This is a genomic window from Parabacteroides sp. 52 (assembly GCF_010500925.1).
Classification (GTDB): domain Bacteria; phylum Bacteroidota; class Bacteroidia; order Bacteroidales; family Tannerellaceae; genus QVMG01.
Map to the genome: position 1 here is coordinate 1 of NZ_QVMG01000020.1, position 12,643 is coordinate 12,643.

Genomic DNA, 12,643 nt, shown 5'->3' on the forward strand with positions numbered 1-12,643 from the left:
GCAGTTTGAATTCTTTATAAATGTATATACCTTTTTTAGAATAACTGTTTATAGCTGTTTTCTATTGTGTACATGTTTGGTATTCATCGTGATAGTATATCGGACTGCATGATAACACATCAAACTGCTCCACCACCGGCTGAGCCGGCGGTCCCCCTCTTCTTATCCAAGAAGAGGAGCCAAGATAGTGCCAGTCACTGATAATTAATTGTAAATTATAAATTGTAAATTATAATCTTTCACGCTTCACTCATCACTCATCACTCATCACTCATCACTCATCACTCATCACTCATCACTAAACACTTATCACTTATCACTAATAATTAATCGTTCATCGTTAATCGTTAATTAATGATTATACATATCTTTATTGTAGAAGTTCAGGATATCGATCAACATATTGTATGCCTGGTGAGCGGGGCTGTCCGGATTCAGTTCCATTGCCCGCAAATAATTATTGAGTGCCTGGCGGGTATCTCCTTGCTTACGGTAGGCGTTTCCGCGCAGATACCAAGCCTCATCCGCATCTGCATTTGTCTCTATATACTGATCCAACAGGGTGATTGCTTCCGCCGTTTTGCCCTCATAGATGAGTTGTTTGATTGTTTCCATATTTTCTGTTTGTAGGACAAATATACTGTGTTCTATTGAAAAAAGCCTCCTTTCACGAGAAAGAACAAACACCGAAAAGACCTCTCAAAACACACACGGCCATCTACTTAGAATACGCTTTCTAATTGTGTTACACGAAGTTAAAAAAGAGTTTTTTGGTACAGGTGGGCACTTACGTTAATTATTTATGTATTTTTGCAGTCGATTTCAAAAAAGCAAAAAGAGATATGCAAAAAAACTTGGTTATAGTGGAGTCCCCTGCAAAAGCAAAAACCATTGAGAAATTCCTGGGTAAGGATTTTAAGGTATTGTCGAGCTATGGACACATCCGGGATCTAAAAGCGAAAGAGTTCAGTATTGATGTAGAGCATAATTATACCCCTGAATATGTGATACCTACCGACAAGAAGAAGTTGGTCTCCGAATTGAAAGGAGAAGCGAAAAAATCAGAAATGGTATGGCTCGCATCCGATGAGGACCGGGAAGGGGAAGCTATATCCTGGCATTTATTCGAAGCGCTGGACCTGAAACCGGAAAACACCAAACGTATCGTCTTTCATGAAATCACCAAGAATGCTATCTTACATGCCATAGAAACTCCGCGTGACATAAACATCGACCTGGTCAATGCGCAACAGGCCCGCCGGGTACTCGACCGTATTGTAGGTTTCGAACTCTCACCGATCTTATGGAAAAAAGTAAAACCGGCCTTGTCTGCCGGTCGCGTGCAGTCCGTAGCTGTGCGGTTGATCGTCGAACGGGAACGGGAAATAAAAGATTTTGTCTCTGAAGCCGCCTTCCGGGTGATCGCCAATTTCATATTACCGGACGGTACGACCCTGTTGAAAGCGGAACTAAATAAACGATTCAAAGAACAAAAAGAGGTCGTTGCTTTTCTGGAATCATGCCAAAAGGCCTCCTTCACAATTGATGATATCACGAAGAAACCGGTAAAAAAGTCACCGGCACCTCCTTTTACCACCTCTACCCTGCAACAGGAAGCGGCGCGTAAATTAGGCTATTCGGTATCCCAAACGATGATGATCGCCCAACGTCTCTACGAATCCGGGTTTATCACCTATATGCGTACCGACTCGGTCAACCTGAGCAGCCTGGCATTAAACACAGCCAAAGACACTATCCTGAAAGAGTTTGGGGAAGAATATTACAAACTCCGCCAGTATCACACCAAGAGCAAAGGGGCACAAGAAGCGCACGAGGCAATCCGCCCAACCTATATGGAACAAGCGGAGATCAGTGGCAATGCCCAGGAGAAAAAACTATATGAACTCATCCGCAAACGCACGATAGCCAGTCAAATGGCAGATGCCGAATTGGAACGTACAACAATTTCCGTGGCAATCAGCGACAAGAAAGAGAAATTCGCTGCTACCGGCGAGGTGATTACTTTCGACGGTTTCCTTCAGGTTTATTACGAAAGCAATGACGACGAACACGAGAAAGAGGATAACGGCTTGCTTCCTCCGGTAAATCTACAGGACCAACTGGCGATGAAAGAGATTGTAGCAACAGAACGTTTCACCCAACGTCCTCCCCGTTATACCGAAGCCAGCCTGGTTCGCCGCATGGAAGAATTAGGCATCGGCCGACCGTCTACCTATGCACCAACGATTCATACGATACAAAATCGCGAATACGTACTGAAGGGAGACAAAGAAGGCACAGAACGCTCATATCGCATCCTGACCCTGACCCCCCATAATCTGAAAGAAAATACAAAAACCGAAATAGCCGGTGCAGACCGGAATAAGTTGATACCGACCGATATAGGGACTGTCGTAAACGATTTCCTGATGGAGTATTTCCCCGATGTGATGGACTATAACTTTACCGCCAGCGTGGAAAAGGAATTCGACAGCATTGCCGAAGGGGAAATGGTATGGACAGAGGCGATTGATAAGTTCTATACCTTTTTCCATCCGATCGTAGACGAGGTCAAAGCGATCCGCACCGAACATAAGGTAGGTGAACGCCTGCTCGGCACGGACCCTAAAAGCGGCAAACCGGTATTCGTGAAAATAGGCCGCTACGGTCCTATTGCGCAGATCGGGCAAGCCAACCCGGAGGACAAAGAAGCTCCCAAGCCTCAGTTTGCCTCTCTGATGAAAGGACAATCCATTGAGACCATCAGCCTGGAAGAAGCACTCAAACTCTTTGACCTCCCCCGTACGGTGGGTGATTATAACGGCCAAACAGTGGTGGCGGCTGTCGGACGCTTCGGTCCCTTCCTCCGCTATGATGGCAAATTTACCTCTATACCGAAACAGTTCAACCCCATCTCTATCACATTGGAAGAATCCATTGCTTTGATTGAAGAGAAACGCTTGAAGGACGAACAACGTTTCATCAAAAAGTTCGAAGAAGAGCCCGAGTTAGAGATTCTGAACGGAAGATACGGACCGTATATCGCTTATAAAAAGAAGAATTATAAAATCCCTAAAACCGTTTCCAACCCGGCTGAACTTACCCTGGAAGAAACCCGGCAGATCATCGCCGACGCAGACAAAGCTCCAGCAACGAAAAAACGAACGGCACGGAAGAAAAGCGGAGAAAAATAAGGGTTAACGATTAACGATTAGTGTTTAGTGATGAGTGAAGCGTGAAAGATTATAATTTACAATTTATAATTAACAATTAATGTTTAGTGGTTAGTGGTGACCGTTCCGGTCATTGGGGTATTCACAAAGACAAGAAAAAAGCAATCCCAACTGATTTGCAATAAATCAGTTGGGATTGCTTTTTTTCTATTAATTACTGATAAGAACTTCAGAGTCGCTTGCGACCATCATTCATCACTAATCACTAAACACTAATCATTAATCGTTAATTTTCTTACATTCTTTCCGGCACTTCGATTCCCAACAAAGACATACCGGATTTAACCACCTTGGCTACATTGAGAGAAAGAACAAGACGCAGGTTTTGCACATCCGCATTCTCTTCCCGCAAAATGGAGAAATCATGATAAAACTGATTGTACTCTTTCACCAGGTCATATATATAATTAGCAATCAAGGCAGGGCTATACTCTTTTCCCGCTTCCTGCACCACAGAGGCATAAGCGGCAAGCAGTTGGATCAAGCCTTCTTCTTTCTCCGAAAGAGCAACCGAAACAGGCAATTCCTCCTTTAAGGCAATACCCTGTTCGTGGGCTTTACGCAATACGGAGCGTATACGTGCATAGGTATACTGAATAAAGGGACCCGTATTTCCATTAAAGTCAATAGACTCTTTCGGGTTAAAGGTCATATTCTTCCGCGGGTCGACCTTGAGAATAAAATATTTCAGTGATCCCAGACCGACAATGCGGGAGATATCATCTGCTTCCGCCGGACTCATCTCATCCAGTTTGCCCAACTCCTGAGATACTTCATGAGCCGTCCGTATCATCTCCGCCATCAGGTCGTCTGCATCAACCACAGTGCCTTCGCGGCTCTTCATCTTTCCTTCCGGCAATTCAACCATGCCATAAGAGAAATGAACCAACCCTTTGCCAAAAGCAAATCCCAGTTTATCCAACAGAATAGAAAGAACCTGGAAATGATAATTCTGCTCATTGCCGACAACATAGATCATCTTGTCAATCGGATAATCATCAAAACGTAATTTAGCCGTTCCGATATCCTGTGTCATATAAACCGATGTACCGTCCGAACGAAGAAGCAACTTCTCATCCAAACCATCGGCTGTCAGATCCGCCCATACCGAACCATCTTCTCGCCGATAGAAAACACCCTTATCAAGGCCTTCCAATACTTTGTCTTTTCCTTCCAGATAAGTCTGAGATTCATAATAGATCTTATCAAAATCAACGCCCATCATCTTATAGGTCTCATCGAAACCAGCATACACCCAACTGTTCATCCGCTCCCAAAGGGCATATACTTCCGGGTCACCGGCCTCCCACTGACGAAGCATCTCACGCGCTTCAGCCATCAGGGACGACTGTGCCTCGGCCTCTTCTTTCTTCAGTCCTTTTGCTTCCAGCTCTTTGAGTTCCTGTTTATAATGTTTGTCGAACAAGACGTAGAAATCTCCAATCAGATGATCCCCTTTCTTCCCGGTGGATTCGGGTGTAACCCCATCTCCCCATTTCTGCCAGGCAAGCATCGATTTACAAATATGTATGCCCCGATCATTGACAATATTCGTTTTCACGACCTTATAACCATTAGCTTTCATTATCTCCGCCAAGCTATAACCCAATAGGTTGTTGCGGACATGTCCCAAATGAAGAGGTTTGTTCGTATTCGGAGAAGAATACTCGATCATCACCAGCGAGGAATCGTCCGTAACAGGAACAATGCCATAGGCGGGCTGGCCATGAACCGCATTCAACAAGTCTATCCAGACAGAGGACGCTATCGTCAGATTCAAAAACCCTTTGATAACATTAAATGCAGAAACGGAAGGTTCATTGGCTACCAGGTACTCTCCGATCTCCTGCGCCGTCAGCTCGGGAGACTTTTTAGAAATACGCAGGAAAGGAAAAACAACCAGGGTCAGATGCCCTTTAAATTCTTTTTTCGTTTTTTGCAACTGTACCGTTTTTTCATCAATAGCAACGCCATACAATTGCTTGATAGCTTTTATTATCGCTACAGTAATCTGTTGTTCAACAACCATATTCTTTGTTTTTGTGATCGGATTTATTTCGGCGCAAAGGTACAAAAAAAAGGATACAATTCGATTGTATCCTTCCCAAATAAAGCAAGTTTGACTTACTTACTTCACAATGTCACTTAGTTCTGAACCAGCCTTGAACTTAACTGTTTTCCGTGCAGGAATGTCAATAGGTTGTTTGGTCTTAGGATTCACTCCTTTACGAGCGGACTTCTGAGCTACACTGAAAGAGCCAAAACCGAGTAAGGCCACTTTACCACCAGCTTTTAATTCGTTAGATACAGTGTCAACAAAGGCTTCCACAGCTTTTTTGGCATCCACTTTACTTAATCCTGCTTTCTCGGATACAGCGTTAATAAATTCTGTTTTGTTCATGATGGTTTGATAGTTAATATATTAAACAATTCTAATATTTCCCATTGCTGGCATCAAATGTATCATAATTTTGATATATCACAAAAAAAACGTTCTCTTTTTTTATTGGTTTTCTATGTTTTACTAATTTTTGTCCTGAAAACAATCAAAATATCCTTACCTTTGCCTCAAATCAATGTGAAAATCTATGAATCAAAACGGTTCCGGGTTCTTAAACAGCATTCCCGCGGTTACAAAAAACCTGATTATCATAAACCTCCTTTTGTGGGTTGCCAGCCTTGTCTTTCTCAAATGGGGAGTTGACCTGACACAATTATTAGGTCTCCACCTGCCTGGTTCTCAGGGCTTCTGGCCTCATCAGTTTATTACGTACATGTTTATGCATGATACCCACTCGCTCTCACATGTATTTTTCAATATGTTTGCGGTATATATGTTTGGACGCGTACTGGAAAATGTATGGGGATCCAAGCGCTTTCTTACGTTCTATATGGTGAGTGGGATCGGAGCCGGATTAATCAATCTTTTGGTGATTTATATCCGCCTGAAATACCTGGCAAACGGCCTGCCTCCAGAAGCCATCAGTGATCTTTTAGTGAATGGGGCAGAAGTCCTTCACCAGGGAATGAATTATTCGGATCCGGTACTTGCGAATCTGAATCTTTTGATGAATCAGACGACGGTAGGCGCTTCCGGAGCGGTGTTCGGCATCTTATTGGCTTTTGGCATGCTCTTTCCCAACGTTCCTCTATTCCTTATGTTTATCCCTATTCCCATCAAAGCCAAATATTTTGTATTGGGGTATGGCCTTGTCGAATTGTTCCTGGGCTTTTCCAATCCGGGCGACAATGTAGCTCATTTTGCCCATTTAGGAGGTATGTTATTCGGCTTTTTCATGATCCGTTACTGGAAAAAGAAGGACGCAAAAAATGGACGGTATTTTTACTAATCTGAAACAAACATTTCGCTCGGGTAATATCCTGGCAAAACTGATTTACATCAATATCGGACTCTTTTTATTGATCCGGCTGACAGATGTATTGTTCCTATTGTTCAACTTAAGCGGCATCTCTCTTTTGTCGTTTCTGCAGTTGCCCTCTTCTGCGGAGCTTCTCTTATTCAAACCATGGACTCTCTTCTCTTATATGTTCACCCACTATGATTTCCTGCATATTTTGTTTAATATGTTATGGCTCTACTGGTTCGGTGGCTTGTTTCTTCAGTTCTTTAATGAACGACAGTTGGGCGGACTCTATGTACTAGGCGGAATAGCCGGGGGACTTCTTTTCATGGTGGCATACAATATATTCCCTTATTTCAGTACGGCTTCCGCCAACAGCTTCCTTATGGGAGCATCGGCCTCTGTCATGGCCATCGTTTTTGCCGTCTCTTTCTATCGCAAAGAATACGAGATCCATCTTTTATTGATCGGACGCATACAACTGATATACCTGGCCCTCTTTACGCTTATCCTGGATCTATTGGCTATCACCTCCACCAACGCAGGAGGCCATATCGCCCATATAGGAGGCGCTTTGTTAGGAATAGGGTTTGCCTCCCTCATCCAATCAGGTAAAGACATGACGACTCCTGTCAATCGTTTTATCGATTGGATAGTCAATTGGGGCAAACCCAAACCCAAGATGCGGGTCACCTACAAACGGAAAGAAACAGACCAGGAATACAATGCCCGTAAACATCAGGAAAGCCAGGACCTGGATGCGATCCTGGACAAACTGAAACGTTCGGGATACGACAGCCTGTCTGCCGAGGAAAAAAAGAAACTGTTTGATGCCAGTAAGAAATAAATCGACGATGAAATTGCTACGTACCCTTTTGCATATTTTATTCGCGGCAACCAATATAGGCGTAATCATCCTATTTGTCTTATCTGCCTATTCGGATCATATCTCTCCGGATAAAAGCATCTCTTTTGCCTATCTCGGCTTGGCATTCCCTGTCTTTTTCACGCTGAACATCTGCTTTGCTGTCTATTGGGCCATTGCCCGCAAGTGGAAATTACTGCTTGTCAGCCTATGCGCCTTTGTTCTTTGCTGGATACCCATCACACATTATTTCCCTTTTCACCAAAGAGTCAAAACACTTCCTCAGGAAAATGTGATAAAGGTGTTGACCTACAATGTGATGAATTTCGCAGGCAAGGCTCACACCCGCAAATCACCGAACCGGATCATCGAATACATTGCCCAATCGAATGCCGACATCGTTTGTTTACAAGAATATACAGTAGAAAGATCAGGAGAGAACCTAACCTCCGACGTTGTCTTCAAAGCATTGAAAATGTACCCCTATAAATCCGTGATCGAATTAAACTCCACCCGGTACGGCATCTCCGGCCTGGCGGTATTCTCCAAGTTCCCGATCTCCCATTCGCGCAAAATCAAATACAACAGCAAATACAACGGATCGTCTGTTCATGAATTGAATGTAAATGGCAAAAAACTCATACTGGTAAACAATCACCTGGAATCATTCAAACTCACCCTCAAAGACCGCACACAATATTCCAGTCTGATCAAATCATTTGACACGGATATACTGAATGAAATAAAAGGGACCTTTCATAGTAAACTAGGCCCCGCCTTCCTGTTACGGGCCAAACAAGCTGAGTTGGTTGCGGATGTAATTCAAAAGGCAAAAGGCGATTATATATTGGTTTGCGGAGACTTCAACGATACCCCCATATCCTATGCGCATCGGGTGATGCAGGGGGATTTGACAGACGCTTTTGTGGCTTCCGGCAAAGGTATGGGAGTCACCTACAATCAGAACCTCTTCCTTTTTCGCATTGACAACATACTGCATTCTTCCAATATCACACCTTTTAACTGCACGGTGGATCAGGTGAAGTATTCCGACCACTACCCTATGTGGTGTCACCTGCAGTTGAACTAAAAAGTCAATCTTTTTTTTTGTTTCGTGGATGATGTTCCAATATCTCCCTGCGTAAAGATTCCCGGTCGATATGCATATAAATCTCTGTCGTTGTGATCTTTTCATGGCCCAGCATTTGCTGGATGGCCACCAGGTTGGCTCCTCCTTCCAACAGATGCGTGGCAAAGGAATGGCGAAAAGTATGCGGACTTACATTTTTATGAATTCCGGCCATTGCTGCTTGTTGCTTAATCACATGAAACACCATAATACGTGAAAGCGAAGTACCGCGGCGGCTCAAAAACAGGATATCTTCAAATCCCTTTTTTACAGGAACCGTATTTCGATCGTACAAATAATTTTTTATTTCATGCAGGGCCGTCTGTGAGATAGGCACCAGACGTTGCTTGCCGCCTTTTCCTTCTACCCGGATAAAGCCTTCCTCAAAATAAACATCCGAATACCGCAGGTTGGTCAGTTCCGACACGCGCAAGCCACAGCTATACAACACCTCCAACATGGCTCTGTTCCTTTGTCCTTCGGGCAAAGAAAGATCTATCGTATCAAGCATATTGTTAATTTCATTTTCGGTAAGCACCTCCGGTAATTTCATACCAATCTTAGGAGATTCCAACAATTCTGTCGGATCCGTCTTCATATAATCGTCCAACAACAAAAAATGATAAAAAGACTTTATGCCGGAAATGATACGTGCCTGGGAACGGGGATGAATACCTATATCATGCAGACGAGCAACGAATTGCTGCAGATCGGCATACGTTATTTCCGTCACCTTCAAGCCTTCCGCTTCTGCAAAATGAAGCAGTTTATCCAAATCAGCCATATAGGCTTCAATAGAATTTGCCGAAAGGGATTTCTCCAGGCGCAAATACGTATGATATTTATGGATAATATCTTTTCCTTTTTGCATTGTCTGTATCCTTGTTAGGTACGTGTCAATAAAATGTTTACCTTTGCCGCACATTTTATGCATGTGGCAGTGCAAAGATAGCGAAAGCTGAGGGCAGAACCAAACTTGTTTGAGGTATGCCGAAACGCATCCTGTCTTATTAATAGGGAATAAAGTTACAAGAATATGAAGAGGTTTCAGATCATCAACGGCCCAAATCTCAATCTGCTGGGCAAAAGGGAACCCGATGTTTACGGGAATATTTCATTTGATAATTATTTGGAAGAACTTCGTATTGCCTATCCGCATTGTGAGATTTCTTTCTACCAAAGTAACATAGAAGGTGAATTGATCAATAAAATACAGGAAGTAGGATTTGATTTTGACGGGATCCTGTTGAATGCCGGAGCGTATACACATACATCTGTGGCATTACACGACGCGATCAAATCCGTTACTGCCCCTGTTATCGAGGTACATATATCGAATGTACATACCCGTGAATCTTTCCGGCATACCTCCTTTCTCTCTGCAGTATGCCAAGGGGTTATTCTTGGTTTTGGAATGAATTCTTATCGCCTGGCGATAGAAGCGTTGCTTCTTACCGACAGTTAAATTTAGATACAAAGATTATTTGTTTATTGTTGACAGTATACAATGGGGCTGTCAATCATAATTGTTTCATGTTTAATATCATTGGCAGTTGCCCATTGCATACTGTCAATTTATAAAGGCTCTTTATGCTAAAACATACAAAGATTGTTGCTACTATTTCAGATCAGCGTTGCGAGGTAAGTTTCCTGGATTCATTGTATAAAGCGGGGATGAATGTCGTACGCTTAAACACGGCCCATATGATGGAAGAAGGATTAAACCGTGTGGTTACAAACGTAAGAGAGGTTTCCGACCGGATCGGCATTTTAATGGACACCAAAGGCCCTGAAGTGCGGACAACAGTTCTCAAGGAACCTATCCCTTTCAAAACCGGAGACATTGTCAAAATCACAGGAAACCCCGATAAAGAAACAACACGCGATTGCATATCCGTCTCTTATAAAAACTTCGTGAACGACCTGCATATAGGTGATGACATCATGATAGATGATGGTGACCTGGAGCTGAATGTAACAGAAAAACATGCCGACTATCTTTTGTGCGAAGTCCTCAACGACGCCACGCTCGGCAGCCGGAAAAGCGTAAATGTCCCGGGAGTACGTATCAACCTACCCTCACTGACAGAAAGAGACCGCAGAAATATCCTGTGGGCTATAGATAACAAGCTGGACTTCATCGCTCACTCTTTTGTACGCTCCAAACAAGACGTTTTGGACATCCAACAAATATTGGATCAACATACAAGTCCCATAAAGATCATTGCTAAAATAGAGAACCAGGAAGGGGTTGACAATATCGACGAGATACTTGAAGCTGCCTACGGTATTATGATTGCCCGGGGAGACCTGGGTATAGAGGTCCCCGCTGAAAAAATACCCGGATTACAACGTGTCCTGATTCGTAAATGCGTGGAAGTGAAAAAGCCGGTTATCGTAGCTACCCAAATGCTTCACTCCATGATTAACAACCCACGTCCTACACGTGCCGAGGTAACAGACATTGCCAATGCAATCTATTACCGCACAGACGCGTTGATGTTAAGTGGTGAAACAGCTTATGGAAAATACCCATTGGAAGCTGTCCAGACAATGACCAAGGTGGCACGCGAAGCTGAAAAAACAAAACTGGCCGCCAATGACATCCGTGTACCTATCGGAGGCAGCGACCTGGATGTGACCTCTTTCTTAGCCAAACAGGCTGTGAAATCATCGGCCAAATTGCATGTAAAATCAATTATCACAGATAGCCATTCCGGCCGGACCGCTCGTTACCTTGCGGCTTTCCGGGGCACAGCTACTGTCTTTGCCATTTGTTACAACCCGCAAGTAATGCGCATGCTCTCCCTCTCGTATGGTGTCTGGGCCGTTCATCAACCGTGGAATAACAGTCGTCGCAAATATTTCTATGAAGCATTGAACCAGTTAATCAAGAGCGGACAAATCACTCGCAACAACATGGTTGCCTACCTGAGTGGTAGCTTTGGAGAAGGAGGCGGCACCTCTTTCCTTGAAATAAACAATGTAGGTAAGGTTTTAGATGCCGGCAATACATATTGCCTCCCTACTTTTCAGGAAGAAGAGACAATAGAAGAGTAAGAACATCCCTGCATGACGATAGAAGATTACATATTATCCCATACAGATGAAGAAGGCAATTTATTGGAGGCACTCAACCGGGATGCCAATGTAAACCTGCTTCGTCCCCGTATGTTATCCGGGCATCTGCAGGGACGCATATTAAAGATGTTCTGTCGCATGCTTCGCCCCAAACGGGTATTGGAGATAGGCACTTACACCGGTTATGCTACTCTTTGCCTGGCAGAAGGCGTCGAAGAGGATGCATTGATCCATACGATAGAAATAAACGACGAGATGGAAGATTTCATAATGAAATACGTCTCCCGTTCTCCGCATAAAGACAAAATTCGGGTTCACCTGGGGGACGCCCTAGAGATTATCCCCCAGATGAATGAAACATTTGATATGGTATTTATCGATGCGGACAAAAGATTGTATTCAGATTATTACGACCTGGTTTTCCCTCACATCCGTCCAGGTGGAATAATTCTGGCCGATAACACATTATGGGATGGAAAAGTTGTCGACGAGGTGCAATCATCCGATAAACAAACAATCGGGATCCTATCGTTCAATGAGAAAATAAAACAAGACAACCGGGTTGAAAAAGTAATCCTTCCCTTACGGGACGGACTGACAATAATCTGGAAAAAATAAACAACAGCATAGTTAGTTATGGAAAGTACACGACTAAATAAAATCGGACGTCTTCTACAAAAAGAATTAGGAGATATCTTTCAGAAGCAAACACAAGGAATGCATGGCGTACTTGTATCCGTGAGCGTGGTCAGGGTCAGTCCGGATTTAAGTGTAGCCAAAGTATTTTTAAGCATTTTCCCTTCTGAAAAATCACAGGAGCTACTGAAAGCCATACGGGCAAACACAAAAGCTATACGTTTCGACCTGGGACAACGCGTACGTACCCAATTACGCAAAATCCCGGATTTGGCTTTTTATATCGACGACTCACTTGATTACATTGAGAATATAGACAAATTGCTTCAAAAATAAG

Annotated in this window: 12 protein-coding genes; 8 read left to right on the top strand and 4 right to left on the bottom strand. The window is 43.5% G+C overall.

Going from position 1 to position 12,643, the window contains the following annotated elements:
* Nucleotides 1–351 precede the first annotated feature (351 nt).
* Nucleotides 352–615, bottom strand: a complete 264-nt coding sequence (locus D0T51_RS10360) for a tetratricopeptide repeat protein (protein ID WP_163728990.1) — start codon at nucleotides 613–615, stop codon at nucleotides 352–354.
* A 227-nt stretch (nucleotides 616–842) separates the two neighbouring features.
* On the opposite strand from D0T51_RS10360, the gene topA reads away from it, so the two are divergent.
* On the top strand, nucleotides 843–3,194 hold the full coding sequence (gene topA, locus D0T51_RS10365; protein WP_163728993.1) for a type I DNA topoisomerase: 2,352 nt from the start codon (nucleotides 843–845) through the stop codon (nucleotides 3,192–3,194).
* A gap of 274 nt (nucleotides 3,195–3,468) precedes the next feature.
* Here the strand turns inward: topA and argS are convergent, their stop codons facing one another.
* Entirely contained in the window at nucleotides 3,469–5,262 is a 1,794-nt protein-coding gene (gene argS / locus D0T51_RS10370; protein WP_163728996.1) for an arginine--tRNA ligase, read from the bottom strand.
* A 99-nt stretch (nucleotides 5,263–5,361) separates the two neighbouring features.
* Nucleotides 5,362–5,634 (bottom strand): HU family DNA-binding protein, encoded by a 273-nt coding sequence (locus D0T51_RS10375; RefSeq protein WP_163728999.1) that lies wholly within the window; start codon nucleotides 5,632–5,634, stop codon nucleotides 5,362–5,364.
* Between the two features lie 187 nt (nucleotides 5,635–5,821).
* Here D0T51_RS10375 and D0T51_RS10380 point away from each other — a divergent pair, with 187 nt between their 5' ends.
* From D0T51_RS10380 to D0T51_RS10390, 3 genes are read left to right on the top strand one after another with little or no spacing between them, the layout of a single operon-like run.
* Entirely contained in the window at nucleotides 5,822–6,583 is a 762-nt protein-coding gene (locus D0T51_RS10380) for a rhomboid family intramembrane serine protease (RefSeq protein ID WP_163729002.1), read from the top strand.
* The gene (locus D0T51_RS10385) at nucleotides 6,564–7,442 is read left to right on the top strand and encodes a rhomboid family intramembrane serine protease (protein WP_163729004.1); all 879 of its coding nucleotides are present in this window, start codon (nucleotides 6,564–6,566) and stop codon (nucleotides 7,440–7,442) included. The genes D0T51_RS10380 and D0T51_RS10385 overlap by 20 nt, the downstream gene beginning before the upstream one ends.
* A gap of 7 nt (nucleotides 7,443–7,449) precedes the next feature.
* Complete coding sequence (locus tag D0T51_RS10390; RefSeq protein ID WP_163729007.1) at nucleotides 7,450–8,550, top strand: endonuclease/exonuclease/phosphatase family protein; 1,101 nt, start codon at nucleotides 7,450–7,452, stop codon at nucleotides 8,548–8,550.
* A gap of 4 nt (nucleotides 8,551–8,554) precedes the next feature.
* On the opposite strand, the gene xerD is transcribed toward D0T51_RS10390, so the two are convergent.
* A complete protein-coding gene (xerD, locus tag D0T51_RS10395; protein ID WP_163729010.1) occupies nucleotides 8,555–9,460 on the bottom strand; it encodes a site-specific tyrosine recombinase XerD in 906 nt (301 codons plus the stop codon).
* A gap of 165 nt (nucleotides 9,461–9,625) precedes the next feature.
* Here xerD and aroQ point away from each other — a divergent pair, with 165 nt between their 5' ends.
* From aroQ to rbfA, 4 genes are all read left to right on the top strand, one after another.
* Nucleotides 9,626–10,054 carry a type II 3-dehydroquinate dehydratase gene (gene aroQ / locus D0T51_RS10400; protein WP_163729012.1) on the top strand — a complete coding sequence of 143 codons (429 nt, stop codon included), beginning with the start codon at nucleotides 9,626–9,628 and terminating at the stop codon, nucleotides 10,052–10,054.
* 125 nt (nucleotides 10,055–10,179) lie between these two features.
* Nucleotides 10,180–11,649 (top strand): pyruvate kinase, encoded by a 1,470-nt coding sequence (gene pyk, locus D0T51_RS10405; RefSeq protein WP_163729014.1) that lies wholly within the window; start codon nucleotides 10,180–10,182, stop codon nucleotides 11,647–11,649.
* Between the two features lie 12 nt (nucleotides 11,650–11,661).
* The gene (locus D0T51_RS10410) at nucleotides 11,662–12,288 is read left to right on the top strand and encodes an O-methyltransferase (RefSeq protein WP_163729017.1); all 627 of its coding nucleotides are present in this window, start codon (nucleotides 11,662–11,664) and stop codon (nucleotides 12,286–12,288) included.
* Between the two features lie 18 nt (nucleotides 12,289–12,306).
* Nucleotides 12,307–12,642, top strand: a complete 336-nt coding sequence (gene rbfA, locus D0T51_RS10415; protein WP_163729021.1) for a 30S ribosome-binding factor RbfA — start codon at nucleotides 12,307–12,309, stop codon at nucleotides 12,640–12,642.
* Nucleotide 12,643: the final 1 nt, after the last annotated feature.